Source organism: Acinetobacter sp. YH12040 (assembly GCF_013420005.1).
GTDB classification, from domain to species: Bacteria; Pseudomonadota; Gammaproteobacteria; order Pseudomonadales; family Moraxellaceae; genus Acinetobacter; species Acinetobacter amyesii.
The window spans coordinates 243,411-269,560 of record NZ_VOZB01000005.1; the positions used below are offsets into that span (position 1 = coordinate 243,411).

Consider the following 26,150-nt stretch of genomic DNA (forward strand, 5'->3'; position numbering starts at 1 on the left):
AACCATGGTTTATCTAGGTCATCAACATTGTTTTACTCAATCTTGCATGCACTTAACGTGCGCGATGCAGCAAGTAGCCACCCGCTACAAACATCAAAATAATTGGTATAAAGACGAACCATGCAGGCGATGGCGCGTACACCAAACTTGCATAACCCAAGAAATCTTGTAAGTAGTAAAAACCCAGTCCAGCAAATAAGGCAATCACCAAGCGGAAACCCATCGACTGTTGACGTAAAGGTCCAAAAATAAATGAACAAGCAATCACCACCAAGGCAATTAAAGCAAAGGGCGAACCAAACTTTTGCCAAAACGCCAATTGGTAAGTTTTCGGGACTTGGCTATATTCATGCATATAGCTCATAAAGCTCACCAATTGACTCGGTGATAGATCTTCAGGGTCAATGGTAACCATATGCACATATTTGGGTTGCAAGGCCAATGAAAGCGGTTGTTCAGCATTTTGCTTCGCTACAGCATCACCCGTCGCTAATAGATCCACTTGGGTTGAATTTTGCAGCGACCAAGAACCATTTTGGACAAAATTCCCTTGCTCCGCATCCAAAGTGCCTCGCAAACGATATTTTTCATCAAAATCAACAACCTGAACATCTTTAATTTGACCTTTCGAATTGGCATAGTCAATATAAATAAAGCGCTGACCTTCACGCGACCAATAGCCTTTGACTTCACCCAACTCAGCCGCAGTGCGGTGACTTTTGACGCTTTTGGCTTGTTCATTGGTATAGGGAATGACCCATTCGCTTAATGCAAAGGATAAAACCACCAAAATGAGTGCCGAACGAATCACCCAGCCCACAATCCGCCAAAGGCTGATGCCGACCGAACGCATGACAATCAATTCACTGTTTGAAGCTAGAGTCCCTAAACCCAGTACCGCGCCAATCAAGGCTGAAATCGGTAAAATTTCATATAAATAATTCGGTGAACTCCATAACACATACTGCAAAGCATTCCATGCGTTATAGCCTTCTTTCAGCGAGCCCAATTCACCTAAATAAGTAAAAAGCACTTGTAAGCCAGCCAATACCGCTGTCGCACCAAGCATGGCTAAAGCAGTAGTTTTGGTCACATGTTTTGCAACTATACGACGTGCCAACATTTTAAGACCTCACTCGCTGAATTTGTTTCTTAATTTTGGGCGCTAATTTTTGTTTACGCGAGAACAATGCTGCTGCAATGCCGTAAATCACTAAGACCAGTGGATAAGCCCAAATCCCCATTTCATCTTTACTGATCCGCGTTTTGATCGCCATTAAGGCTACGATTAAACTGGCAAAAATAAGTAAAGCTGGGAACAGTTTCAGGTAACGCCCTTGACGAGGACTCACTTCAGACAAAGCGGTAGCGAGTAATAACGCCACAAAAATAGCGAACGGCACAAATATCCGCCAACCGAGTTCACTGGCAACCACAGGATCATGACGGTTATCCCATAACTTCGAGGTTGGTAAAGCTTCTACTTCGGTACTTTCAAATTTTGCTTCTTTATCATTTTCTAAACGTAAACGATAACTTTGGAATTCAGCTTGAGAATAACGCGGTTGCCCCGGATAGATTTCGTAACGGCGGCCTTCAACCAAATCCACCACATTGGCATTATCATCGGGCACTTCGACGCGGGTCGCTTCCTTCGCCAAAATAATGACATCAGGCTTACCCTCTTTTTCTGCACGCTGATAAAAGAAAATATCTTTTAAGTTTTTACGGTCTTCTGACAAGTCGCCTGCATAAATGGTATAGGGCCCAGAGGAAATAAACTCTTTCGGGCGAACCAAGTCAAAGCCTGTTCGTACCGCTTGTGAAGTCGTTAATGCTTCAAACTGACGGATGCCCCAAGGCGACGCCCACAGCATCAAAAATGCTTGAACAGCCATAAAGAGCACGGTCATTGGCACCAATAAACGTGACAATTGATTGCGACTGACACCACTACCATTGAGTACAGCCATTTCATGATCGACATACAGACGACCAAAGACCAACATCAGACCAATAAAGAAACCGAGCGGAAGAATTAAGGTTAAAAACTCAGGCAAACGGTAGCCAATGATGCTAAATAAAATACTTGCATCTAAACGACCCTGCGCCGCCACACCAAAGTACTTGATCAACCGACCACCCATCATGATCAAGGTCAATAAGGCAATCACAACCAGTGATGTCGACACCACTTGCTTGACCAGATAACGCCGAATAATCAAATTAATTCTTCCAAAAATAGGGCCAATAAAAACTAGCGTTAGTTTACCCGAATGTAGAAAATATAAAACCTATACCCTTGTTGCTCATTGAAACTCTATTCATATAAATGTTTCAATGGTTTAATGGTTTATAAATTTAAAAAGGCATAAATACCGCACATGAAACTTTCTATTAATACGTCATTCCAAGCGAATGCGTCCAGCCAATATTTGTTGATATTAGTAGATTCTGAGCACGTTACAAATGCAGCTACTTCATATCAAATCAATGATTTAGATAATTTAATTGACGCGACTCAATTTAAAGCAGCACTCAATGAAAGCCTGCCTTTGGTGGCGAACATTGCCGCTTGTCGCAATAGCGCTCTTTTAGGCCTCGGCAAAGTTGCTGAATTACAAGTCAATAAATTTGCAAAAATTGCACAAACTATTATTAAAGCGTCACAAAAAAAATTCAAACAGATCAGTGTCGATATCTCTGCCCTACCACAAGAACAACATTATTTATTTGCACTTAGCCTGACGCAAGCGGCTTATGCATTTGATGAATACAAGTCTAAGAAAAATGAATTTGTTTTGGAGCAGATCCATTTAATCGCTACTGAAAGTCCATTAACCACTGCACAGCTTGAATTAATTTCTGCAGTGCAATCAGGTCAAAGTTTTACTCGTGACTTAGGTAACCGTCCGGGCAATATCTGTTTCCCTGAATATTTGGCCGAACAAGCTCAAGCACTTGCAGCTGAATTCCCAGATCAACTCAAAGTGACTGTACTCGATGAACAGCAAATGGCTGATCTCGGTATGGGTGCTTTCCTTGCTGTGAGTAAAGGTTCTGACCGTCCAGGCCGTATTATTACCATCGAATACCTTTCAAATCGTGAAGAAGCCCCTGTAGTGCTTGTTGGTAAAGGCGTGACTTTTGATACTGGTGGTATCTCACTTAAACCAGGTGCGGGCATGGACGAAATGAAATTCGACATGTGCGGTTCTGCATCAGTTTTGGGTACCATCCGTGCGCTGTGTGAAGCGAAATTACCGATTCATGTGGTCGGCGCAATTGCTGCTGCAGAAAACATGCCGTCTGGTCATGCCACTCGCCCGGGCGACATCGTGACAACCATGAGCGGTCAAACCGTTGAAATTTTAAATACCGATGCCGAAGGTCGTTTGGTTCTGTGCGATACCTTGACCTATGTAAAACGCTTTAACCCTGCACTGGTGATTGATATTGCAACCCTCACTGGTGCATGTGTTGTGGCATTAGGTTCAGTCCTTACCGGTATGTTCACCCCTGATGATGAACTTGCGGCTGAATTGACTGCTGCAGGTCAACATAGCTTTGACCGCGTATGGCGCATGCCAGTGATTGAAGATTATCAAGAACAACTTGATTCTCCATTTGCAGATATTGCCAACATTGGTGGTCCAAAAGCAGGCTCTGTGACCGCTGCATGTTTCCTTCAACGCTTTACGCGTGAATACCGTTGGGCGCATTTAGACATTGCTGGGACTGCATGGAACTCAGGTGCAAATAAAGGCGCAACAGGTCGTCCTGTACCATTATTAATGCAATTCTTAGCGAATCGTGCTCAAGCGAATGGCTAAAGTTAGCTTTTATTTATTTGAAAAAAGTCCTGAACGACAAGTCGAAAGCACTTGTCGTTTATGCCGTAAGATCCTGCGTCAGCCTGTACGTATTTGGCTACATTGTGCTGACCCAGACTTACAGCAACAACTTGATGAACGCCTGTGGAGTTTCGATCACACAGGTTTCATTCCCCATGGTATCGATCAACCCGAGGCAACGGTCTGTATTTCTGCCCAATTGCCTGAGCAAGCCGACTGGATTGTGTTTAATTTTAACGATCAAGCACTTGAACAGTTCGCAAGTTTTAGTCACATTATCGAAATTATTGAAAATAACGAACCCGCTAAAATTATCGGGCGTGAAAAATATAAACAATATCGACGTTTGGGCGTTCAACCGCAGACCCATAAACTTTAACGTGATATTGGTTTTACCCTATTTGCAAGGAGATGCACCATGGCATTGAATGTCGGTCCAGACTTTAAACAGCGCTGGTTAAAAGTACCTGAAGCTATTCGTCAGACCTTTATTGATGACCTTGGTCGCGTTTGCGATGTACTCAATCCCAGTACAGACATTCAACAATGGCTGGTCAATGACCAACAGCAGCAGCAAGTGTCTTTTGACAAAATTGAGTCTGCCTATGCAGATTTAAAAGCACAGTTGATAGAAGATGCTCGTATACGTAAACAACTGGCTTTAGAAAAAGCCTTAGAAGAAAAACGTGAAGCTGAACAAGCCTATGCAGAACAACTGAAACGTGACGAAGAGTTACGCTTTGCTGCACAAACGCAAGCGCTCACCATGATGCAGCATAATCTTAATCGTGAAGTACAACACTATGCCGCTCGCTATCATAAAAACCCTGAAACGGGTTTAGCGGGATTAAGTCAAAGCTTATCGGTGAGCGAAGGACAGATGTTGTCAGAACTAGAAAGTGTACGCGTGCGCTTGGAACTTGAGGCAGAAACGCAAATCGAAATAGCCGTCAGTGATTTTCGTGCAAAATTGAAAGCAGCCGCACAAGAAGAAATTGACTATATCTTAGAAAACTCTAATTTTTCGACAGAATCTACATCGTCCCAAGCATCTTAAGCCGTGCATCGAAATCTGGTCACTGTCATTAAACTGACATGTATTTGCAACATGATGTTCATATGACTGAAGCATTGTCCCTCAAAATACAATGCTTCAGGCATCCTAAAAATATAATCATGCATCCAGATGGGAATTCAATATGGACATCATTCACCAGATTACCCAGAAAATATCCTCTCTATCTGCTGGAGAACAATGGGACATTCGTGCCAAAGATCTTTGGCTGAGTCATTCAGACTTTCACAGTATTTCGGTTTATCTCAGCCGTGAATCAGAAAAAGGTGGTTTTAGCATTCAGCAACCGCCCCACAGCTCGATTTTTCAAACCCTTGATGTAGTGACCGTTACAAAACACTAAGTGGTCATCGACTCCATAAAAAAAGCCCACAACTGTGAGCTTTTTTTTATGTCTAAGTTTAGCTTAGACCAAATCTGCAACTGCAGAAACGGTATGTCCTAGGAAATAACCGATACCGAGTAATAATCCAATCCAGATGAAACCACCTAGCACGTTATAGAACATAAATGTGCCAAGGTTCATGCGTGCAGATCCAGCAGCAAAAGGCGCAAAAGAACGCACAAAGGGTACAAAGCGTGCGACTAAAATCGTTTTACCGCCATGCTTCATAAAATATTTATTGGTTTTGACCATATATTCGGGCTTAAAATAACGTGTGTGCTTATTAAAGTACTTAATGCCTAGCACGCTGCCCGTATAGTAATTGACGCAGTAGCCCAAGACCGATGCGACAAATAACAGCAGCCCCATGGTGTGTAAATGCACCACTTCCGTCGTTGAGCATAATGCGCCGATGGCAAGCAATAGGCTGTCTCCCGGCAGGAAGAACATAAATACTGAACCCGTTTCTGAAAATATCACCAGAAATAAAATGGCATAAATCCACACACCATAATTTTCCAATAACATGGGTAACCACTGTTCCAGATTCAGTAAGAAATCAATCATTATCACCTGTCTGATTATTCATCATATATGTCATTCCGCGACGCATTATCACCAAAAATAAAAAAACAGTCTAATTTTTCAATCAGACTGTTTGGTTTTCTTCGGTATCAACTTATTTCAAGAAGCCATTTTCAGCGAGAAAATCTAAGCTAATTTTCGATTGCGCCGTGGTCTCAGCGGCTTTATCTCCGAGCAATAAACGCTCAATATAACGTGCTAAAACATCCACTTCCAAGTTCACTTTAGCCCCAGCTTTCCACGTACCGATATTGGTTCGTTCAGCCGTGTGCGGAATTAAATTTAAGCTCAGCACATTGCCACGTAAATGGTTAATCGTCAGGCTAATACCATCCACGGTCACAGAGCCTTTTTCTGCTAAATAGCGTGCAATTTCTTTCGGTGCGGTCACTTCAAAATAAATTGAACGTGCATCTGAACGAACTTGAGTGATTTCACCCACTGCATCGACATGACCACTGACAATATGTCCACCAAAACGCGTGGTCGGCAACATGGCTTTTTCCACATTTACTGCCTGCCCTGCTTTCCAGTGTTCCAAAGTGGTCCGATTTAAACTTTCACGTGATACATCAGCTGCATACCAATTGCTACCAAAGTCAATCACGGTTAAGCAAATGCCATTGGTGGCAATAGAATCTCCCAAATGCACATCCGACATGTCTAAATCTGTCTGGATACGCAAGCGGACATCGCCACCCACGTTTTGAATGCTTTCAACTTTACCTAGACTTTCAATAATGCCTGTAAACATGTTCAATCCCTGAAAAATATGGGGCGATGATTTTTACCACAAATCAAGTTGCGTGCTCACGCCAGAGGTATCGACACCACCTAATTCTGCAAAATGGTGCAATTGACTCAACAACTGACGGATTGGTGGACCTGATTTGGCATGCGTATCCGTGATGACAATAAACTCTAGTACGCGTGCACGTTCAGACTGACGCTGCTTACTCACGCGGTAACGTGGTACATCTTGCGTCAATAAGCTTACTCTGCCACGTTTTAAATTGGCTTGTAACAAATCTGTGGCGCTGATATTACCATCGGTTGAATAGCTCGTCAGGATGTAACGTGCATTGATGGTTTCTAATAATTTTTCATAAGCTTCTTTCGCATGCTTCGAAGAATTATATGGACTTGGACGTTCTTTCCGCCATGCACGGTCGATTCCGCTCTTAAAGCCTTTGGTATCTGGCGTTGGTAAATCCACCTGATCCCATAACGTTAAGGCATTCAACACATGGTAGTTACTGCTATAAGCATGTTGGTTATATGGTGGATCGAGATAAGCCACATCTACTTCAAAGCCGCTCATTTGATTGGCCAAATGCTGTGCGTCGACACACCACATTTCCGCGGCGGGTTTTTTCGGATCACCAATTTCACAAAAACGACTTGGAGTCAGCCATAACAATGAGCCGATACGATCTAAGGCCGCTTGGGTTTTACCGCCCCAACCATGATGGAAACTTTTAAATACACCGCTGGTATTGCTGACAAAACTTGCTGAATACAATAACGGCGCTAACAAAGCACTCATTTCCACATCATCAATCGCGCCTTGAGCTTGCCAAGTTGCAATTTGCTGACGAATCGCATCTATACGCATACCGTTACGGCGTTTAAAGAATAAACGGTCACGTGCCGGATCGTAGATTTCATCATTCCGTGGACACAAGTTATGGGTCACCCAACCTTTAACTTCTGGCAAACGGTTCAGATAATCAATCGCTTTCTGATAGCCACCCAACTCTTTAAACGCTGGTGCTTCAACGCAAGAGAGAATCGCGCTGTTCAAGGCATGACTGTAAGGTTCCCAGTCATTGGCAATAACACGATAGCCGTTTTGACGTGCCAACCGTGACACCACACCCGAACCTGCAAAAAAGTCAGCAAATATCGGCGCACGACCATCTTCGCGTTTTAAGGTTCCCGTTTGCTCAAGTGCTTCTAAAATCAGATGTAATAGACGGCGTTTGTTTCCCAAATAAGGAACCAACTGATGGAAAAGATATTCGTCTGTGGTACGAGCCGCATGACGACGTTTGTGATAAACCGTAGACTCTGAATTCATAGCGTCTCTTGAGAAGGGATTAACCTTAAGCGAATGTCATCACCCAATTGAGTGACATCTTTCAGCTTAAATCGAAGCTGCTCTGCCATGCGGTCAAATTCCGCATTAAACATCGCACGTGCTGACTGACCCAACAAGGTCGGTGCAACATAACTGATCATTTCATCGATCAAATGTTCTTGTAAGAAAGCGGTCGAAAGTGTCGCACCAGCTTCCACAAGTACATCATAAATTTGGAACTGTTGAACACAAACTGCTAACAGATCGGCCAAGGGCTGAATTTCAAATTGTACCACGCCCAAGTCAGCAAGTTCCTGACGATATGGCCCCATGACCATCACGGTTTCAGGTTGCTGCAATATTTTTGCGGTTAATGGCAAGCGGCCTTGACGATCTAGCACGATACGTTTCGGCTGAACCACGTTACGCATGTCAACATCGTCATCGAGTTGACGTACGTTGAGTAAGCAATCATCAGCTAATACTGTTTGAATCCCAGTAATCACAGCACCTGATATCGCACGCCAATGCTGTACATCTTGTCGCGCCATTGCACCGGTGATCCATTTAGACTCACCCGAGGCCATGGCAGTACGCCCATCTAGGCTCGATGCAACTTTGAGGCGGACACAAGGCATGCCTGTCGCCATGGCTTTTAAAAAGCCCGAGTTCAATTGATGCGCTTCTGCTTCACAAATACCTGTGATCACGTCAATGCCAGCATCACGTAGGATTTGTACACCTTTACCCGCAACCAATGGATTGGGATCGGGACAGGCCACAACGACTTGAGCAACACCTGCTTCCACCAAACCTTTGGCACAAGGTGGCGTACGTCCATAGTGTGCACAAGGCTCCAAAGTCACATAAGCGGTTGCGCCACGTGCGGCCTCACCCGCATCACGCATTGCAAAGACTTCTGCATGCGGCTGACCCGCTTTGGGATGAAAGCCCTCACCAACCAATTGACCGTCTTTGACAATCACACAGCCTACATTGGGGTTAGGACGCGTGCTGTATTGCCCCTGCTGTGCCAATGCAATTGCACGCCGCATCCACTGTTGATGCTGCTGCAACGTCACTTGATCTAACTCAGACATGTAATCACTCATGATAAAAATGGAAGCAGATGTGCATTAGTGCTCACGCTGCTGCATTTGTTCAATTTGACGACGAAAAGCTTCTACATCTTGGAAGTCTTGATACACAGAAGCAAAACGCACATAAGCCACATGATCTAAAGCAAACAAAGACTGCATGACAATTTCACCAATGGTGCGTGATTTCACGTCACGTTCACCCAAACGGCGAATTTGCAATTGAATATCACTGAGTACCGTTTCAATTTGCTCTTGCGTTACTGGACGCTTTTGCAAGGCATGCATCAGCGAGCGGCGGAGCTTGGCCTCATCAAAAGGTTCGCTCTTTGAATCAGACTTGATGACACGCGGCATCACCACTTCATAGCTTTCAAAAGTTGTAAAACGTTCACCGCAACTAATACATTCACGGCGGCGGCGTATCTGACAGCCTTCAGCAGCAAGACGTGAGTCAATCACTTTACTGTCTTCAGCGTTGCAAAATGGACAATGCATAGCGGTTAAATTGAACAAATCCGAATGGATTTAGAGTGTAGCAAAATTTTTGAAATTTGTAGAGCTTTACGCTAGATATGGAAAAAAAACAGCCCTTTTGGGCTGTTTTACACAATATATTGATTTACTGAAATCTTATTATTCTACACGTTCACCATGTTGACTTAAGTCTAGACCCATTCGTTCGTCATCAGCTTCAACACGGATGCCAATCACTAGATCAATCACTTTCAAGATAATGAATGTCATCACTGCTGAGTAAGCGATGGTCGCTAGTACACCTTCGACTTGAACCCATAATTGATGCATTAAGTTGCTCGGTGCTTTATCACCCATGATGAATTCGCTGGCAAAGAATGCTGTAAGGATCGCACCCACGATACCACCGACACCATGTAGACCAAACGCATCCAAAGAGTCATCCGCTTTCAACGCACGTTTCAGCGCAGTAATACCCCAGAAGCAAACCACACCACCGATCAGACCCATCGCTAGAGCGCCGCCAACTGTTACGAAACCTGCCGCAGGTGTAATCACCACAAGACCAGCTACCGCACCAGAAGCACCGCCCAAGACAGACGCTTTACCACGAACCACTTTTTCAGTAATTAACCATGCCACTGCTGCTGCCGCTGCTGCAACTTGTGTTACCACCAATGCATAACCAGCTGAACCATTTGCACCCAGTGCAGAACCACCGTTGAAACCGAACCAACCTACCCATACAAGGCTTGCACCGATGACGGTTAACGTTAGATTATGTGGTGCCATAGATTCACGGCCAAGCCCCATACGTTTACCAAGCATGTACGCTGCAACGAGACCCGCAACACCCGAGTTGATGTGAACAACCGTACCACCCGCAAAATCAAGCGCACCGTCGTTACCTAACCAACCACCGCCCCATACCCAGTGGGTAATTGGTGCATAAACCACGACACTCCAAATTGCGATGAAGGCAACGAAAGCACCGAATTTCATACGTTCTGCAATCGAACCGCTAATAATGGCAACAGTAATGATGGCAAATGTCATTTGGAAAATAACAAAAAGAATCTCTGGAATCGTACCGGACAAGGCTTCTGTGGTGATGCCCGATAACATAAATTTGTCTAAGCTACCGATAAAGGCATTACCTTCACCAAATGCTAAGCTATAACCCACAATCACCCACGTTAAGCTCACGACACCTGCCGCAACGAAACTGTGTGCCATGGTGCTGAGTACATTTTTCTTACGGACCATACCGCCGTAAAATAATGCTAAACCGGGAATTGTCATGAGTAACACAAGTGCAGTGGACACTAAAATCCATGCTGTATCACCTGTATCGAGCTTAGGCTCTTCTTCTGCAGGTGCTGGCGCTGCTTCAACTGGAACTGCAGCTTCTGTTGTATTTAGCGTTGTTGTATTTGCAGTATCAACTACTGTGACTTCTTCTGTAGGTGCTGTTGCGCTTTCTTCAGCCCACGCAACAGAACCACCTAAAAGTGCACTGGACAAGCCGAGTGCAATTAGCATCTTTTTCATTCGTATCCCCCGACCTGATTTTCTGAGTTATTAGCTACTCAGCAAACTTCATGCCAATTTTTTAAACGGCATCTGCACCTGTTTCACCAGTACGGATACGGATGACTTGTTCCAGATTGCTTACAAAAATTTTACCGTCGCCAATTTTTCCTGTGCTTGCAACACGAGTAATTGATTCAATTACGGTATCAACCATTTCATCACTGATTGCGATTTCAATTTTTACTTTTGGTAAAAAATCAACCACATATTCAGCACCACGATAAAGTTCAGTGTGACCTTTCTGGCGACCGAAGCCTTTAACTTCAGTGACAGTGATCCCTTGAACACCATTTTCAGAGAGTGCTTCACGCACGTCATCTAATTTAAAAGGTTTTACAATTGCAGTTACGAGCTTCATGTTTTGTTTTCCTTCGGCTTATTTCACCTGTAAGGTTTTATGTTCAATTTTCATGCCAATATGACTACAGTCGGGGGAAAATAGTCAGCTCAGCATGAGATTTCTTTATAACCTATTTTATACGGATAATCTTGCGTATGCTTATAAAAATAGACGTTTTTACTAGAAGAATTACGATTTTACTGATCGATTAAACGCATATTTAAATGAAAGCACTATGGTCATGAATGTGGCGATGTTAAACTGCTGCCACCAATTCACTGAGGATGGTCTAAACAATGATTGAAACCTTACTACAAGCGATATTAGAACAAATCGATCAGCCGAAAAAAGACGTCGAACATAATCTTCGCAGCTTACTCAATGAAGCTGTGAGCAAAATGGATCTCGTGTCGAAAGAAGAAATCGAACGCCAACGTACTGCACTGAATAATGCCAATTTACGTTTAAATGAATTGTTGAAACACGTCGAAGAACTCGAACAAAAAATTCAGAACAAAAAATAAGCACCTTTTTAGTGCAACAAAAGACGCATAACGATTAAAAATAATGCACCATAACGGAACAATAATATGTCTTTTGCCAAAATCTATACTCGGGGTTTGCTCGGCTTGAATGCACCCCAAATTGAAGTTGAAGTCCATGTCAGCCAAGGTCTGCCTTCATTGACCATTGTTGGCCTACCTGAGGCCGCCGTCCGTGAAAGTAAAGACCGTGTCCGCTCTGCGATTATTAATAGCGGCTTTCAATTCCCGACCAAACGTCTGACCATTAATCTTGCACCCGCAGATTTACCCAAAGATGGTTCACGTTTAGATCTCGCCATTGCTTTAGGGATTCTGATCGCGTCGGGACAACTTCCTGAAAATGCAGCAGATGGCTTTGAATTTATTGGAGAATTGGCACTTGATGGTTATTTACGACCTGTCAGTGGCATCTTAAGCATAGCCATTGCCTGTCAGCATATCGGGCATCATCTGATTCTACCGGCACTCAATGCCGATGAAGCGGCGCAACTGCCGGAGTTCCAAGTTTTTCCTGCACAGCATCTTAAGGATGTATGTGAACATTTGAGTCGTTCGGCCTTAATCAGTAGCCATCCTTCAACATCGTCAGCCAATCAACACAGTTACCCTTTTGATTTATCTGATGTGAAAGGTCAACTCAGACCACGTCGTGCTTTAGAAATTGCAGCGGCTGGCGGTCATTCTCTACTATTTCGGGGTCCACCGGGCACAGGCAAAACGCTACTCGCCTCGCGTTTACCCAGTATTCTGCCCCCCTTAGATATGCAAGAAAATTTGCAAGTCGCGAGTATTTATTCTATTGCAGGTGCAAATCATCATTTTGGGCAGCGTCCATTTCGTGCGCCACACCATACCGCATCTGCGATTGCCCTCGTCGGTGGAGGATCAAATCCTAAACCGGGTGAAATCACCTTGGCACATTTAGGAGTTTTATTTTTAGATGAGCTGCCTGAATTTGATCGAAAGGTGTTGGAGGTGTTACGGCAACCACTCGAATCCAAAGAAATTGTGATTTCACGCGCTTCTCGTCAAATCACCTTCCCTGCAAATTTTCAACTGATTGCGGCGATGAATCCTTGTCCATGTGGCTATGCCTTTAACCAAGACAGCCGCTGTCAATGTAGTGCTGAAAGTATTAAACGCTATCAAAACCGTATTTCAGGTCCATTATTAGATCGAATTGACTTACATATAGATGTCCCGCCACTGGCAGCGCATGAATTACAAAGTTCGCAAGAGGTTGAAAGTTCAAGTGTGGTTAGGCATCGTGTTATACAAGCTTATGAGTTACAAATAGAGCGTCAGCAAAAATCCAATATAGCGCTCACGCCGACGCAATTGGAGCAACAAGCAGTTTTGGATGCTACTGCACAGAATATTTTACAGTTAGCCCAGCAGAGAATGAATTTATCTGCGCGTGCCTATCATCGGGTATTACGTGTTGCCAGAACCATTGCCGACTTGGCTCAAAGTGAACACATTCAAGCTCAACACGTATCTGAAGCGCTGTCTTATCGAAGCCAACTCAATGCTTAAAAAAATGGCGACCCTAGGTCGCCATTTTTAATGCTTTTTAAAATTAGAATTCGTATTTCAAGCCAAATACGACTTTATTCTTTTGTTTTTCATCCAGACGGTCATAACCACCCACGATATAATCCATATTTACGCTCGCACCAGTGTCACCCAATGGATGACTTAAACCTGCTGTAAAATGACGGAAGCCAAAGTCTTCAGTGGTTTCTACAAATTCGTCATCATCACCATATGCATATAGGCCCAATGAAGTATTTAGCGTGAAATCTTTTGGCAATGCATAGCTGTAGCTACCTAAGATATACGTATCGCCCTTGTTACCCCAAGTCGTATTTTGCGTTAAGGTTTGCGCAGATACGCTAAAGTCTTTGTAGTTCAATCCTAAGAGTGTTTCGAAACCATCTGAATCAACATCCGATTCATAGTAGTAATAATACGTACCACCGACGGTATAACCTAAATCTTCAGTAATTTTGCCGTTATAACCTGCATAAAAGTCATGTTCAAAAGAATCACGCCCTTCTTCACCAAGTGCATAATCTAAGGTTGAACCCCAGTAACCTGCATAGAAGCCTGACGCATGGCTATAGTCCAAACCACCTTGAATAGTTGCGCCGCTATTTTCAGGCACATTGGTAATACCACGTAAATTATAGCTAGACAGTACGCCGATATTTCCGGATACAGAATGCTCAGAAGCAGGTGCTTCAGCAAAAGTAAATGTCGATGCTGCTCCTAGTACAGCGATTGATAAAGCTTTAAGTGCAAATTTCATTGTTTGTTCCCCCACATCGTGCGACGACGTATTTTTTGGTTATTTCGTTGAACTCAATGAGGTATTAGCAAGCGCTGTGCCATGTTTAAAAATAAGCGCATATTTTTTTTATAAAAGTCACCATTTTGGTTTATGAAAAACCAATATATTACTGTTTTTATTTATTATTTTTTAATTATCCTATTTAGCCTTTTTTCTCTTTAATTTATTTTAGAATGCAGATTTTCATCTATTTAGATTATTTAAATCTTCAGGTTGATAGATGTAACAGGATTTTAAAAATGCGCTTTTTTGAGTATATTTTTTCAACACCGATCTCAAAAATGCATAAAAAAAGTGCACAATCACCATTATGCACTTTCAAGAATATGACCGAATACGATCAACTCGTTAATGTTAGAAAGAATAGGTCAATCCAACCACAACGTTATCGTCTAATTGCTCGCCTTCACGATCTTTACCGCCCCATACATAGTCAGCAGCAATTTCAAATCCAGTATCCGCAATCGGTTTACTCAAGCCTAAACGTGCTTCAGTGAACACCACATCTTCTGTGGTTGTTAATAGGCTATCATCACGACTGTCATTAAAAACAGAAACACCAAGCGATGAATTTAATGAAACATCATAAGGTAATGCATAGCTATAAGCAGCATTCAGATATACATCACCTGCGTTGCCATAATTAACATCAGACAACAATACAGCCATGCTTGCAGTTAAATCTTTATAACTAATGTCCTGAATAAATTCGACGCCCGTCGTGCGACGCTTTTCAGATCGGTCGTCGTTATAAACAGTACCGCCACCTTGATAGACATAGGCCATCACTTGTGACTTATAGCTCCAATCTTCATTCAGTTCACGTCCATATCCAACATAGAAATCATGTTCAAAACCATGTGACTGACTTTCGTCCGTAGGGTCATAGTTGAGTGTAGACCCCCAATAGCCCGCGAACAGCCCACTGTTGTGTGCATATTCAAGTCCGGCTTGTAATGCCGCTTGATCATTTTCTTCACTCGCACGGTACACATATTTGTTTACCACGCCTAAACTTCCAGACCAATTCCCTTGTGCAGTTGTGGCTTGTTCAGTTTGTTCTGCAAATGCAGGGACTGTACCTAGGGTCACTAAAATACTTAAAATTGCTTTTTTATAAAATTGAATCATGTTTAGTCCCCACATCGGATCGATCGTGGATTGGGTTGAGTAAAATTTAGCGCCGATTTTAATCGATTTTACCGCCCTGTATAGCCCCTTTTTTCTTATTTTGATAAATTAAATCATTTAAAAACAAAGGTAAGATTATATAAAACAGTAAAAACCAATCTTTTGATTCATAAAATATCTTTTATCTTGTTCTAGTCTTTAACAATGATTTAATGCATTCATTTATATGTATTTATCACGAATATTATCATCTTTTATTGAACTGTTTTTTTAAGGAAAAATTTCTGACGACTTCGCTAAAAGTCATTCTCTATTTACAAAAAACACGCCAACGGTGCTTACTGTGCCTGAACAGTAATGCCATGCACCTCAACCATTGATATACTTTTTGATCAAAATACGAATTTAGATTCAGCACAATTTTTCGCAAAGAGTGATGATAAATCAGCAAGTTAAATGAAAGTTTTTACCATTTTTTATATTTTTTTATGATAAGCAATGAATAAACTTCTCTTTAGATTAATATATATTCAATTTAAATAAACTATTTGTTAAACAACAATAACATACGAAACATTTGCTTATTACAGATTGACCGATGATCTGAATGTTTTCTAACTTTAGTGTAATAAGCGCATTAAAAATAGTGATTTTTTTAAGAAAAAATATACAATCGCACTACATATTAACCAAATTTGCATGAGGCTCTCTCCCAATGCTTAAAGCTCAACAACTAACACTTGCAGTATTAGTAAACGCTGCTCTTATTTCTACTGCTTTTGCTAGCGAACAAAGTGAATCTAAAGGCTTTGTGGAAGATGCCGAAGGCTCTGTATTGTTCCGTACAGGTTATTTACATCGTGATAAAAAAAATGGCGTAGATGATACTAGCTCTTTTGCGCAAACTGCTATCGTAAATCTTGATTCAGGTTTTACCAAAGGTACTGTTGGTTTTGCAGCGGGTATCATAGGCGATGCATCAATCAAACTTGGTGAAAATGCCCATACCGGTAACGATATGATTCCAACGCATGGTGGCAAAGATGCGAATGGTAAAGTTGATGCTTATGATCACTGGGCTCGTGGTGGTGCATACGTAAAAGCACGTATTTCAAATACGACTGCAACTTACGGTACACAACTTCTCGACATCCCTGTATTAGCAAGTAATACTGCACGACTAGTACCTGAATACTACACAGGTGTTTTGGTTGAAAGTAATGAGATTAATAATCTTAACCTGATCGCTGGTAAATTCACTGAAAATCAATTATCAAATCAAATTAATTCTGATGGTGCTAAGTTAGACCGCGCAATTGTTTGGGGTGCAAAATATAAAGCAAATGATCAATTAAATCTTGCTTACTATGGTACAGATATTAAAGATCGTTTAGATCGTCATTATATCAATGCCAATTTTACTCAAGGTTTAGCTGATAAAAGCTCGTTGACTTATGATTTAAGCGCATATCACACAAAATGGGATAAAGATGCTAATCAATACTTATATTCTCAAATTGGTGAAAGCAACGACTCATTCGATAACTCAATCGCTGCCCTTTCTACAACATATAATCGTGGTCCACACAATGTCATGGTTGCTTACCAACAAAACTTTGGTAATACCGGTTACGACTATGGCTTAGGTACAAACGTTGGTGATGGTAAACAATCTATTTACATGCCAAACTCGTATCTATCTGACTTTATTGGTAATGATGAAAAGTCTGTACAACTTCAATATACCTATGACTTTGGCGCATTAAATGTTCCAGGCCTATCTTGGACTTCAGCATTTGTTTACGGTTGGGATATTAAAGCCACTGATAATGCTGGTACAATGATTAGCGACAATGAAGAAGAACGCGAATTCTTTAACCAAGTGAAATATACCGTTCAATCTGGTTTTGCCAAAGATGCAAGCTTACGCCTTCGTCATTCTTACTACCGTGCTAGTAATAACTACCAAAACAACTATATTGGTGATACCAATGAATGGCGTATTTGGTTAGACATCCCTGTGAAATTATTTTAATTTCGCAGCTACTCTAAGATAGCGAAAAAAAACCTGCACACTGTGCAGGTTTTTTTATGAGCATCGTTTTCATATAACAACGATGCTCAGCTTAAAACAATATTATTTGTTCGCAGCTTTGTAAGCTTCAATTGAGCTAAGTACTTCTTGTTTAGCAACATCAGCACCTTCCCAACCACTTAACTTAACCCATTTACCAGGCTCTAAGTCTTTGTAGTGTTGGAAGAAATGTTCAATTTGATTGATCAATAATGCAGGAAGATCTGTATATTCTTGAACATCTTTATAAAGCGGAGTCAATTTGTCGTGTGGAACAGCAACGAGTTTTGCGTCAACACCACCGTCATCTTCCATGTTCAATTTACCAACAGGACGGCAACGAATTACAGAACCTGGCTCTACTGGATGTGGAGTTACCACAAGTACGTCTAGTGGGTCACCATCCAAAGATAATGTATTTGGAACATAACCATAGTTCGCTGGGTAGAACATTGCAGTACCCATGAAACGGTCTACAAATAACGCATCAGAATCTTTATCGATTTCGTATTTGATTGGTGCTGCATTTGCAGGAATTTCAATAATGACATAGATGTCGTTTGGTGCATCTTTACCCGCTGGGATATTGCTGTAGCTCATAGCATCACTCTTTAAACAAAGTTAAATCTTTTAATCCGGCACAATTATAACGGTTTTATCGCTTTTTTTGTGATTTTAGCGATCATGCTGATAATTTAATCATCAAGCAGAACATTTAGCTTAATTTAATGACCAATAACATCAGGCAAATTGGGCATAACATCGACAAGGTCCAAATGATTGAACGTAAAGTTGCCCAATTGGCTAAATAACATAGCCCATAAATGACACGTAAAACGAGATAGGCAATCCCAAAGGTCATGATGTATTGTTGATGAATCACCATGTATTCGGCCATTAGAATAGCCGCAATAAATAAAGGTAAACTTTCAAAACTATTTTGCTGCACTGCATGTGCGCGGCTCGCCACCCCTGTAGAGCGCGCTAAAACTTCACGTGGATTTTGATTATCACTCGACTTAAAACCTGCAGCTCGCTTCGCAATAAATGTAAATACATATGGCAATAAACAAGCGGCCAAAATGAGATAGATGATCCCACTGATGCTGTGCATGTGTTTTTTCTCAGGAAGATTTTTATGGCTGCTATAATACCATGGCATTTCGTGAATAATTTTTGTTAAATATAGTGTTTTTATAATCGGCAGATGAAAGGATCCTCTATGAGTACTTCTGATCAAGATCAATTATTTGAAGTTCTTGAAGAGCAAAAACGCCATCAGCTTCGCGTCGATCGTGTTTTAAAAATTGTCATTCCTGTGACTGCATTTTTACTTGCTGTGATCTGTGCCAACTTAAATGTATGGTCGACTGTTTTCAGCTTTGTCATCATGTGGATTGCATTCTATGCAGTTTCCATCAAGCAACTTCCCCTTTGGCATTGGGTCATTGTCATTGCACTATATTGTTTAGTCGACAATATTTTAACTTATGGCAGCTATAACCAATCTGGCTTTAGTCGTCAGTTCGGCGCGATGTTTATCTTCTTAGGTGTTTTTGGTGTAGGACGTCGCTACTTTGATCGCTGGTCGATGAATAAAGGCAAGCTTTAATGATCTAAATTAAAAGCGATAAAAAAGCGCCCGAAGGCGCTTTTTTTATGCATCATATTATGCTGTTTTACGCAAATCTTTACGTAGAATCTTACCAACATTCGATTTTGGTAATTCATCCATAAATTCAACATAACGTGGGCGTTTATAGCCAGTTAAGTTTTCTTTTGCGAATGCCAAAACTTCTTCAGTCGTTAAAGATGGATCTTTTTTCACAACGAATAATTTAGGTACTTCACCTGATTTTTCATCAGGAACACCAATCGCAGCAACTTCTAGTACTTTTGGATGTTTTGCAACAACTTCTTCAATTTCAGAAGGATAAACGTTGAAGCCAGACACCAAAATCATGTCTTTTTTACGGTCTACAATCTTCACATAACCGCGTGGATCCATGACACCAATGTCACCTGTACGGAAGAAACCGTCCGCCGTCATTACTTTGGCAGTTTCATCTGGACGGTTCCAATAGCCTTTCATGACTTGAGGACCACGAATCGAAATTTCACCTTGCTCCCCTTGAGCAACTTCATTGCCATCATCATCTAGAATAGCAACTTCAGTCAGTGGCAATGGAATACCAATCGTACCGCTAAATTCCATTGATGCTGGAGGGTTTGCTGTTGCAACAGGTGAAGTTTCTGATAAACCATAACCTTCGATAATATTGGTACCGGTAACTTTCTTCCACGCTTCTGCAGTCGAAGGAAGTACTGCCATACCACCACCCATCGCCATTTTTAGCTTGCTGTGGTCAAGTTGCTTGAACTCTTCATTGTTCACCAAAGCATTAAACAAAGTGTTCACTGCTGGGAAGAATGAAGGTTGGTATTTACGTAATTCTTTCATTACCGCAGGTAAATCGCGCGGGTTAGGAATCAATACGTTCGCCTGACCTTTGTACATACCGTAAAGTGCACACACCATAAATGCAAAGATGTGATACAGCGGTAATGCACAGAAGATACGATCATCTGGCTGACCATCTTGCTGACCAAATTTACTTTGGAAAATACCATCACACTGCAACATGTTTGACACAAGGTTACGATGGGTCAATTCTGCGCCTTTAGATACGCCAGTTGTGCCACCGGTATACTGAAGCACTGCAGTATCACTTAAAGTTAAGTTTGGACGTTTGTAATTGTTTGCACTCACTTTAGACATTGCTGCATTAAAGCGAATATGACCTGGAATGTTCCAAGCTGGAATTTGTTTACGTACTGAACGTAATACAAAGTTAACCAATGTACCTTTCAGCGTACCAAGCATGTCACCCACAGATGCCACGATCACGTGTTTTACTGGGGTTTTACCAATAATCGCTTGGTAAACAGATGCAAAGTTTTCAATGATAACCAATGCCTCTGAACCAGAGTCATTTAATTGATGTTCAAGCTCACGAGAGGTATACAATGGGTTCACGTTGACCAATACCAGTCCAGCACGGAATACACCTAATGCAACAACAGGATATTGAAGAACGTTAGGCATCATAACTGCAACGCGTGAACCTTGTGCCAAACCTAAACTTTGCAAATAGGTTGCAAATTTACGGCTTGCTTCATCAAGTTCTTTAAAAGTTAAGACTTTATCCATGAAGATAAAGGCATCTCTTGAGCCAAACTTCTGAAAATTACGCTCAAAAATATCGACCAATGAGGTATTTTCTGCGGGTAATTCTACAGTTTCTGGAATCCCTGTCTTTTGGTATTCAGCGAACCAAATCTTTTCCATAACGCCCAATTCTCCTGTCGTAATCCTTAATAATCCAACTGTTTTTTTTCAATATTAAGCGGTCATTATTTAACTTGTTTGTGCTTAATATTGCATCCATTTCACGAATAACAGCATATATAACGTATTTCGTTCCATGGATGCTAGTATTATCTTTGAATGAACAGTTTATTTGCTTTTTGATATCCACGTGGTAACAACACACCTTTCGATGCACGTTTGCCCACATATTTTTGCAGATCGTCGCCTTTAAGCTTTAATTGTTGATTTCCTGCAAGCACTTGAATTATTTCATCTAAATTCAAAGTTGTCATGGATACAATTTGATCTTTTGCCTCAAGTTGTATCAATTTATTACCTTTACCCTTATTCAATACTGGTAATTCATCAAGTTCAACCAACAGCAAACGACCCGCAGAACTGAGGAGTGCAAGATGTGTTGCATTCTCAATCGCCGTTAAATTCATGACCGCCGCGCCTTCAGATAAACTAAGGAAGGCTTTACCCGCTTTTGCATTGGTATCGAGGTTTTTGGCTTGGGTTTTAAAGCCATAGCCTTTACTGCTCATGGCCAAGACTTCTGTTTCATCTTCAGCAATAAATACTTGTTTAAAGCCGACACCACTTGCAGGTGCAAGTTTAGAACTCAGAGGCTCACCTAAACCACGCGCAGATGGCAAGGTATTGATGCCCAAAGCATAGCTTCGACCGGCATCATCTAATACATACACACGTTGATTCGATTTACCTTGCGCATGGCTGAGATATTGGTCACCTGCACGGAAATTTAAGTTCTCAGCATCGACTTCATGACCTTTCGCCGAGCGAATCCAACCCGCTTCAGACAAAACGACAGTTACAGGATCTGCAGGAAGCATATCCTGTTCATTAATCGCATGGGCTTCTGCACGTTTCACAATTGGAGAACGGCGGTCATCACCAAATTTCTTCGCATCTTCTTTAAGTTCATTAATGATCAATGCTTTTAATGATTCAGGGTTCGCCAATTGTTCACGAATAATGGCTGCTTTGGCTTCCAATTCTTCTTGTTCACGGCGCATTTCCATTTCTTCAAGTTTTGCCAAATGACGTAACTTAAGTTCTAAAATCGCTTCGGCTTGAATTTCATCGATATTAAAATGCGTCATCAACACCGGTTTAGGCTGATCTTCTTCACGAATAATTCGAATCACTTCATCAATATTCAGATAGGCAATGATCAAGCCTGCAAGTATATGTAATCGTTTTTCAATTTTATTCAGATGATAAGTCAAACGACGTGTTACGGTATTTTTACGGATTTCGATCCATTCCAACAAAATACGTCGGATCGATTTCACTTGCGGACGACCGTCAGCGCCAATCATGTTCATATTGACACGATAGCTCGACTCTAAGTCGGTGGTTGCAAATAGATGACTCATCACCGATTCAGCATCAATACGGTTTGAGCGCAGGACAATCACTAAACGTGTTGGGTTTTTATGATCTGACTCATCACGTAAGTCCGTGACCAATGGCAACTTCTTCGCCTGCATTTGATCTGCAATCTGCGTGATCACTTTCGACCCTGAAACCTGATACGGTAACTCCGTAATCACGATTTCATTTTTCTCAATACTGTACACCGCACGAGTTCGATAACTACCGCGACCCGTGGTTTGTATTTTGAGTAATTCTTCTGGAGAGGTAATAATTTCCGCACGTGTCGGCAAATCAGGTGCAGGAATATATTCTGCAACTTTTTCATCGGTTAAATTAGGATTGCGAATTAAGGCGATGGTGCCCTTCACCACTTCACGTAAGTTATGCGGTGGAATATCGGTTGCCATACCCACTGCAATACCCGTTGTGCCGTTGAGTAAAATATTCGGTACACGTGCAGGTAAATTCACTGGCTCTTTCATCGAACCATCAAAGTTATCCTGCCAATCACAGGTTCCTTGTCCTAACTCAGACAATAACAAATCACTATAAGCAGACAGTTTTGCTTCGGTATATCGCATGGCTGCGAAGGATTTCGGATCATCTGGTGAACCCCAGTTTCCCTGACCTTCAATAAATGGATAGCGATAACTAAACGGCTGCGCCATCAGTACCATAGCTTCATAACAAGCTAAGTCACCGTGAGGATGGTATTTACCCAGTACATCACCAACCGTACGTGCAGATTTTTTTGGCTTACCCGTTGGCTTTAACCCAAGCTCGCTCATCGCATAGACGATACGACGCTGAACGGGTTTTAGACCATCACTGATATGTGGCAATGCACGATCCATAATCACGTACATGGCGTAGTTGAGATATGCTTGTTCGGTAAATTCTGCTACGGAACGGTTTTCTGTCGCATGATGCGCAAGGCTTGTCATAACAACCTGTAATCCTAAATTGTTCGTTCTTTATTGGGTTCTTATGCTATGTCGCAGGTGTCCCCTATACAAGGGGATGATCTAACACTCTGCGACAAATTGTGTCTTATGGCGTAAAAATATCCATTTTATTCACCATGATCAACTAAAAATTCAACAGTCTTTATAGACCAATGGATTCTAAAGTTTTGCCTTTGGTTTCTTCACCTAAAACCAAAATCACCACTGCAACTGCAATTAAGACTGCTGTAAACATCATAAAGACATAGCTAAAACCATGATCCATATCCATCATATGTGTCACAGCAAAAGGCGCGGCAATGCCCCCGATCCGACCAATGGCACCCGCCCAGCCCGAACCAAAGGCACGAATATTGGCCGGGTATTGTTCTGGTGTATAGGTGTAAAGTACGCCCCAAGCACCGAGATTAAAGAAGGACATTAAACAGCCCCAAATCACAATCTCTGTCACACTGCCAGACTGACCGAAGAAATATGCCGAAATTGCACACATCCCAATGAAGCCCGCCAACGTAGTTTTACGACCTAATTTTTCGACCAACCATGCAGCTGCAATATAACCCGGTAATTGTGCCAAAATCATGACCAAAACATATTCAAAGGATTGAACAATTGTGTAGCCTTCTTTGACCAATAAACTTGGCAACCACGTAAAAATACCGTAATAAGAAAAGACGATACCGAACCAAATGAGCCACAGCATTAAAGTACGACGTGCAAAAATGCCTGACCAAAGCTGTGAAAAACTGATATTGTGCTTTTCTGCAACTGGTTTGACTTCAAAGATTTCAACAACTTCTACACCACATTTGGCTTCAATCTTTTTCACCAATGCGTGTGCTTCATCAAAACGTCCACGGTTGATTAAATAAGGCACCGATTCGGGCACCATTTTCCAAATCACGATCGCATATAACGCAGGAATACCGCCAATCAGGAAAGCCGCATGCCAACCAAAATCCGGAATAATAAAGCGTGATACCAATGCAGCAACCAACCAGCCCAGTCCCCAAAAACTTTCTAGTAAGACAATAAAACGTCCACGTACATGTGCTGGAATATATTCACTGACCAAAGTCACCGCGACTGGGAGTTGTCCACCTAAACCTAAGCCGACAATAAAACGAAATACCAATAACCAAGTTAGATTAGGTGCAAACGCACATGCAGCAGTGGCTAAGCTATAAATCACCAATGTCCATGCAAAGATTGTTTTTCGACCGAAGCGATCTGCCAGTCCTCCAGAAAACACCGCGCCAATCGCCATCCCAACAAAACCAATCGAGACCACCCAACTTTTATCATTTGGCGTCATGGCCCAATCTTCAGCCATTTTCGCTAAGATAAAGGAAATGAGCCCCGTATCCATGGCATCAAACATCCAGCCAAGGCCAATAACCCAAAGTAAAGTGTAGTGAAACTTACCGATGGGTAAGCGTTGTATACGTGAGACTAAGTCCATAACAAGATCTCTGAACTGGTGGAAGGATGAACACTGCTTTCCCAACAGGATGTATGATTTTGCGTTTTTTAGTATAGATCCATGCAAAAGACCGACCATTGATCCGTCTTTTTAGCATTTTAATGTGATGTTATAGCAATGCAGCTACGACAAATCTTTTGAAGATACTGACTGATCATCATCATCTTTATAAATAAATTTAGGCATTTCTAAGCCAAAGTAAATGGCGATCAGACGTAAGGTGAAACCGAAAATGAGCGTCGCAATGACGGTCAATTCTAGCGATAAGCCAATCTCAATGCAGAGCCAATAACAAATCACGGACACAAAAGAAATACTGGCATAAAGTTCACGACGGAACACCAGCGGGACATCGTTACACAGGATGTCTCGTAAAATACCGCCAGAGACCCCAGTTAACACCCCTGCTACTGCAGAGACGACAAAACCATGGCCCATTTCTAAAGCAATTTGACAGCCAATAATGGTAAAACCTATGAGACCAAGGGCATCGAGAACCAAGAAGATATTACGAAGATGACGCATCCACTTTGCAATCAGGATGGTGACAAATGCAGCAAAGCAGGTCAGCATGAGATATTCTGGATGCTTAACCCATGTCAGTGGATAGTGCCCAAGTAGCACATCACGAACCGAACCGCCCCCCAGTGCCGTGACACAGGCAATCAATGTTACCCCAAACCAGTCCATACTCCGCCGACCCGCAGACAATGCACCTGTCATTGCTTCTGCCGTGATTGCGATAATATAAATAACGGTAAGTAACATCGCCCTTCTTCCACTGAGGGTTGAGATGCGCGCTATTCTAAGCTAAATCTGCTCAAATGTTATAAAAATTGCGCACAACATTGTTTAAATTTTCGTCCAGAACCACAAATACAGGGTTGCTTCATGGTGATTTGCATCTCTGTGGTCGGATCAAGGAAATACCAGCGCTGCTCGAACTTCACAAAATGTGAAATTTCATGATGTACCTGCTCTTGCTGCCCATCGTGATAATGGGCTTTAAATTCAACTTGAGCATGGTTTTTATCGAGCTTTTCTTGGGCTTGTACCACCTCAAGCTTTAACCATTGATTGGCCTGACTCCACGCTGCAATGGCACTCACATCCAAGGCTTGCTGCTGTCCAATTGCAGTTGTTTGTACAATATAATCAATCTCATGTTGTGCAAATGCACTATAACGTGATCGCATCAACTGCTCTGCGCTCTGTGCATTTTCACGCCCCGTATGTAAGGGCTGACAACAGCTACCATACTCACCTTTGCCACATGGACATTGGACTTGTGACATGTTTGTTTCCATAAAAAAAAATAGCCTGACAATGCAGGCTATTT

General features: G+C 42.0%; 26 protein-coding genes. 8 read left to right on the plus strand and 18 right to left on the minus strand.

Annotated elements, in window-relative coordinates; all coding sequences use genetic code 11:
* Positions 1-52 precede the first annotated feature (52 nt).
* Together lptG and lptF are read right to left on the minus strand one after the other, a co-directional pair.
* Positions 53-1,123 (minus strand): LPS export ABC transporter permease LptG, encoded by a 1,071-nt coding sequence (gene lptG / locus FTT99_RS07910; RefSeq protein ID WP_180129621.1) that lies wholly within the window; start codon positions 1,121-1,123, stop codon positions 53-55.
* Between the two features lies 1 nt (position 1,124).
* Positions 1,125-2,225 carry an LPS export ABC transporter permease LptF gene (gene lptF, locus FTT99_RS07915; RefSeq protein WP_180129623.1) on the minus strand — a complete coding sequence of 367 codons (1,101 nt, stop codon included), beginning with the start codon at positions 2,223-2,225 and terminating at the stop codon, positions 1,125-1,127.
* Between the two features lie 159 nt (positions 2,226-2,384).
* Between lptF and FTT99_RS07920 the strand changes: the two genes are divergently transcribed.
* From FTT99_RS07920 to FTT99_RS07935, 4 genes are all read left to right on the plus strand, one after another.
* Positions 2,385-3,833, plus strand: coding sequence for a leucyl aminopeptidase (locus tag FTT99_RS07920; protein WP_180116058.1), 1,449 nt, complete (start codon positions 2,385-2,387; stop codon positions 3,831-3,833).
* On the plus strand, positions 3,826-4,233 hold the full coding sequence (locus tag FTT99_RS07925; protein WP_078192594.1) for a DNA polymerase III subunit chi: 408 nt from the start codon (positions 3,826-3,828) through the stop codon (positions 4,231-4,233). The genes FTT99_RS07920 and FTT99_RS07925 overlap by 8 nt, the downstream gene beginning before the upstream one ends.
* Positions 4,234-4,272: 39 nt before the next feature.
* Positions 4,273-4,911: a hypothetical protein gene (locus tag FTT99_RS07930; RefSeq protein ID WP_180129625.1), complete on the plus strand. Its 639-nt coding sequence runs from the start codon at positions 4,273-4,275 to the stop codon at positions 4,909-4,911.
* Between the two features lie 142 nt (positions 4,912-5,053).
* Positions 5,054-5,272 carry a hypothetical protein gene (locus tag FTT99_RS07935; protein ID WP_078192596.1) on the plus strand — a complete coding sequence of 73 codons (219 nt, stop codon included), beginning with the start codon at positions 5,054-5,056 and terminating at the stop codon, positions 5,270-5,272.
* A gap of 63 nt (positions 5,273-5,335) precedes the next feature.
* Here the strand turns inward: FTT99_RS07935 and FTT99_RS07940 are convergent, their stop codons facing one another.
* The 7 genes from FTT99_RS07940 to glnK form a co-directional block, all read right to left on the minus strand.
* Entirely contained in the window at positions 5,336-5,881 is a 546-nt protein-coding gene (locus FTT99_RS07940) for a VTT domain-containing protein (protein WP_078192597.1), read from the minus strand.
* Positions 5,882-5,993: 112 nt separating this feature from the next.
* A complete protein-coding gene (locus FTT99_RS07945) occupies positions 5,994-6,653 on the minus strand; it encodes a riboflavin synthase (protein WP_078192598.1) in 660 nt (219 codons plus the stop codon).
* Positions 6,654-6,686: 33 nt separating this feature from the next.
* Positions 6,687-7,979: a DNA adenine methylase gene (locus FTT99_RS07950; protein WP_078189462.1), complete on the minus strand. Its 1,293-nt coding sequence runs from the start codon at positions 7,977-7,979 to the stop codon at positions 6,687-6,689.
* On the minus strand, positions 7,976-9,079 hold the full coding sequence (gene ribD / locus FTT99_RS07955) for a bifunctional diaminohydroxyphosphoribosylaminopyrimidine deaminase/5-amino-6-(5-phosphoribosylamino)uracil reductase RibD (protein WP_180129627.1): 1,104 nt from the start codon (positions 9,077-9,079) through the stop codon (positions 7,976-7,978). The genes FTT99_RS07950 and ribD overlap by 4 nt, the downstream gene beginning before the upstream one ends.
* A 36-nt stretch (positions 9,080-9,115) precedes the next feature.
* Positions 9,116-9,574 carry a transcriptional regulator NrdR gene (gene nrdR / locus FTT99_RS07960; RefSeq protein ID WP_067763170.1) on the minus strand — a complete coding sequence of 153 codons (459 nt, stop codon included), beginning with the start codon at positions 9,572-9,574 and terminating at the stop codon, positions 9,116-9,118.
* Between the two features lie 138 nt (positions 9,575-9,712).
* A complete protein-coding gene (locus FTT99_RS07965; protein WP_180129628.1) occupies positions 9,713-11,104 on the minus strand; it encodes an ammonium transporter in 1,392 nt (463 codons plus the stop codon).
* 61 nt (positions 11,105-11,165) lie between these two features.
* Entirely contained in the window at positions 11,166-11,504 is a 339-nt protein-coding gene (glnK, locus tag FTT99_RS07970; protein ID WP_067763174.1) for a P-II family nitrogen regulator, read from the minus strand.
* 278 nt (positions 11,505-11,782) lie between these two features.
* Here glnK and FTT99_RS07975 point away from each other — a divergent pair, with 278 nt between their 5' ends.
* Both FTT99_RS07975 and FTT99_RS07980 read left to right on the plus strand, forming a co-directional pair.
* Positions 11,783-12,010, plus strand: a complete 228-nt coding sequence (locus FTT99_RS07975) for an accessory factor UbiK family protein (protein WP_078189551.1) — start codon at positions 11,783-11,785, stop codon at positions 12,008-12,010.
* A 66-nt stretch (positions 12,011-12,076) separates the two neighbouring features.
* Positions 12,077-13,567, plus strand: coding sequence for a YifB family Mg chelatase-like AAA ATPase (locus FTT99_RS07980; RefSeq protein WP_180129630.1), 1,491 nt, complete (start codon positions 12,077-12,079; stop codon positions 13,565-13,567).
* A 43-nt stretch (positions 13,568-13,610) separates the two neighbouring features.
* On the opposite strand, the gene FTT99_RS07985 is transcribed toward FTT99_RS07980, so the two are convergent.
* Positions 13,611-14,342, minus strand: a complete 732-nt coding sequence (locus FTT99_RS07985) for a TorF family putative porin (RefSeq protein WP_078192602.1) — start codon at positions 14,340-14,342, stop codon at positions 13,611-13,613.
* A 396-nt stretch (positions 14,343-14,738) separates the two neighbouring features.
* The gene (locus tag FTT99_RS07990) at positions 14,739-15,515 is read right to left on the minus strand and encodes a TorF family putative porin (RefSeq protein ID WP_180129632.1); all 777 of its coding nucleotides are present in this window, start codon (positions 15,513-15,515) and stop codon (positions 14,739-14,741) included.
* Between the two features lie 715 nt (positions 15,516-16,230).
* Here FTT99_RS07990 and FTT99_RS07995 point away from each other — a divergent pair.
* On the plus strand, positions 16,231-17,550 hold the full coding sequence (locus tag FTT99_RS07995; RefSeq protein ID WP_180129634.1) for an OprD family outer membrane porin: 1,320 nt from the start codon (positions 16,231-16,233) through the stop codon (positions 17,548-17,550).
* Positions 17,551-17,652: 102 nt separating this feature from the next.
* On the opposite strand, the gene ppa is transcribed toward FTT99_RS07995, so the two are convergent.
* Together ppa and FTT99_RS08005 are read right to left on the minus strand one after the other, a co-directional pair.
* Entirely contained in the window at positions 17,653-18,189 is a 537-nt protein-coding gene (gene ppa / locus FTT99_RS08000) for an inorganic diphosphatase (RefSeq protein ID WP_078189469.1), read from the minus strand.
* Positions 18,190-18,304: 115 nt separating this feature from the next.
* Positions 18,305-18,703: an MAPEG family protein gene (locus FTT99_RS08005; RefSeq protein ID WP_180116065.1), complete on the minus strand. Its 399-nt coding sequence runs from the start codon at positions 18,701-18,703 to the stop codon at positions 18,305-18,307.
* 108 nt (positions 18,704-18,811) lie between these two features.
* On the opposite strand from FTT99_RS08005, the gene FTT99_RS08010 reads away from it, so the two are divergent.
* The gene (locus FTT99_RS08010; RefSeq protein ID WP_078189471.1) at positions 18,812-19,201 is read left to right on the plus strand and encodes a hypothetical protein; all 390 of its coding nucleotides are present in this window, start codon (positions 18,812-18,814) and stop codon (positions 19,199-19,201) included.
* 57 nt (positions 19,202-19,258) lie between these two features.
* Here the strand turns inward: FTT99_RS08010 and FTT99_RS08015 are convergent, their stop codons facing one another.
* The 5 genes from FTT99_RS08015 to FTT99_RS08035 all read right to left on the minus strand — a co-directional run bounded on the left by FTT99_RS08015 (position 19,259) and on the right by FTT99_RS08035 (position 26,106).
* Positions 19,259-20,938, minus strand: a complete 1,680-nt coding sequence (locus FTT99_RS08015) for a long-chain-fatty-acid--CoA ligase (RefSeq protein WP_078189472.1) — start codon at positions 20,936-20,938, stop codon at positions 19,259-19,261.
* Between the two features lie 149 nt (positions 20,939-21,087).
* Positions 21,088-23,307: a DNA topoisomerase IV subunit A gene (gene parC, locus FTT99_RS08020; protein ID WP_180005204.1), complete on the minus strand. Its 2,220-nt coding sequence runs from the start codon at positions 23,305-23,307 to the stop codon at positions 21,088-21,090.
* Between the two features lie 163 nt (positions 23,308-23,470).
* On the minus strand, positions 23,471-24,790 hold the full coding sequence (locus tag FTT99_RS08025) for an MFS transporter (protein WP_180129636.1): 1,320 nt from the start codon (positions 24,788-24,790) through the stop codon (positions 23,471-23,473).
* Between the two features lie 144 nt (positions 24,791-24,934).
* Positions 24,935-25,579: a trimeric intracellular cation channel family protein gene (locus FTT99_RS08030; RefSeq protein ID WP_078189475.1), complete on the minus strand. Its 645-nt coding sequence runs from the start codon at positions 25,577-25,579 to the stop codon at positions 24,935-24,937.
* A gap of 59 nt (positions 25,580-25,638) precedes the next feature.
* Entirely contained in the window at positions 25,639-26,106 is a 468-nt protein-coding gene (locus tag FTT99_RS08035; protein WP_180129638.1) for a YchJ family protein, read from the minus strand.
* Positions 26,107-26,150 lie beyond the last annotated feature (44 nt).

What these genes read in the sequence shown, in the direction of transcription:
- parC (WP_180005204.1), bottom strand. Translation starts at nt 23,307, where the DNA reads ATGACAAGCCTTGCGCATCATGCGACAGAAAACCGTTCCGTAGCAGAA.
- FTT99_RS07990 (WP_180129632.1), bottom strand. Translation starts at nt 15,515, where the DNA reads ATGATTCAATTTTATAAAAAAGCAATTTTAAGTATTTTAGTGACCCTA.
- FTT99_RS08035 (WP_180129638.1), bottom strand. Translation starts at nt 26,106, where the DNA reads ATGTCACAAGTCCAATGTCCATGTGGCAAAGGTGAGTATGGTAGCTGT.
- FTT99_RS08010 (WP_078189471.1), top strand. Translation starts at nt 18,812, where the DNA reads ATGAGTACTTCTGATCAAGATCAATTATTTGAAGTTCTTGAAGAGCAA.
- FTT99_RS07965 (WP_180129628.1), bottom strand. Translation starts at nt 11,104, where the DNA reads ATGAAAAAGATGCTAATTGCACTCGGCTTGTCCAGTGCACTTTTAGGT.
- FTT99_RS07930 (WP_180129625.1), top strand. Translation starts at nt 4,273, where the DNA reads ATGGCATTGAATGTCGGTCCAGACTTTAAACAGCGCTGGTTAAAAGTA.
- FTT99_RS08030 (WP_078189475.1), bottom strand. Translation starts at nt 25,579, where the DNA reads ATGTTACTTACCGTTATTTATATTATCGCAATCACGGCAGAAGCAATG.
- FTT99_RS07935 (WP_078192596.1), top strand. Translation starts at nt 5,054, where the DNA reads ATGGACATCATTCACCAGATTACCCAGAAAATATCCTCTCTATCTGCT.
- lptG (WP_180129621.1), bottom strand. Translation starts at nt 1,123, where the DNA reads ATGTTGGCACGTCGTATAGTTGCAAAACATGTGACCAAAACTACTGCT.
- FTT99_RS07925 (WP_078192594.1), top strand. Translation starts at nt 3,826, where the DNA reads ATGGCTAAAGTTAGCTTTTATTTATTTGAAAAAAGTCCTGAACGACAA.
- FTT99_RS07940 (WP_078192597.1), bottom strand. Translation starts at nt 5,881, where the DNA reads ATGATTGATTTCTTACTGAATCTGGAACAGTGGTTACCCATGTTATTG.
- ppa (WP_078189469.1), bottom strand. Translation starts at nt 18,189, where the DNA reads ATGAGCTACAGCAATATCCCAGCGGGTAAAGATGCACCAAACGACATC.
- FTT99_RS08005 (WP_180116065.1), bottom strand. Translation starts at nt 18,703, where the DNA reads ATGCACAGCATCAGTGGGATCATCTATCTCATTTTGGCCGCTTGTTTA.
- FTT99_RS08015 (WP_078189472.1), bottom strand. Translation starts at nt 20,938, where the DNA reads ATGGAAAAGATTTGGTTCGCTGAATACCAAAAGACAGGGATTCCAGAA.
- FTT99_RS07950 (WP_078189462.1), bottom strand. Translation starts at nt 7,979, where the DNA reads ATGAATTCAGAGTCTACGGTTTATCACAAACGTCGTCATGCGGCTCGT.
- FTT99_RS07920 (WP_180116058.1), top strand. Translation starts at nt 2,385, where the DNA reads ATGAAACTTTCTATTAATACGTCATTCCAAGCGAATGCGTCCAGCCAA.
- FTT99_RS08025 (WP_180129636.1), bottom strand. Translation starts at nt 24,790, where the DNA reads ATGGACTTAGTCTCACGTATACAACGCTTACCCATCGGTAAGTTTCAC.
- FTT99_RS07980 (WP_180129630.1), top strand. Translation starts at nt 12,077, where the DNA reads ATGTCTTTTGCCAAAATCTATACTCGGGGTTTGCTCGGCTTGAATGCA.
- FTT99_RS07985 (WP_078192602.1), bottom strand. Translation starts at nt 14,342, where the DNA reads ATGAAATTTGCACTTAAAGCTTTATCAATCGCTGTACTAGGAGCAGCA.
- ribD (WP_180129627.1), bottom strand. Translation starts at nt 9,079, where the DNA reads ATGTCTGAGTTAGATCAAGTGACGTTGCAGCAGCATCAACAGTGGATG.
- glnK (WP_067763174.1), bottom strand. Translation starts at nt 11,504, where the DNA reads ATGAAGCTCGTAACTGCAATTGTAAAACCTTTTAAATTAGATGACGTG.
- nrdR (WP_067763170.1), bottom strand. Translation starts at nt 9,574, where the DNA reads ATGCATTGTCCATTTTGCAACGCTGAAGACAGTAAAGTGATTGACTCA.
- FTT99_RS07995 (WP_180129634.1), top strand. Translation starts at nt 16,231, where the DNA reads ATGCTTAAAGCTCAACAACTAACACTTGCAGTATTAGTAAACGCTGCT.
- FTT99_RS07945 (WP_078192598.1), bottom strand. Translation starts at nt 6,653, where the DNA reads ATGTTTACAGGCATTATTGAAAGTCTAGGTAAAGTTGAAAGCATTCAA.
- FTT99_RS07975 (WP_078189551.1), top strand. Translation starts at nt 11,783, where the DNA reads ATGATTGAAACCTTACTACAAGCGATATTAGAACAAATCGATCAGCCG.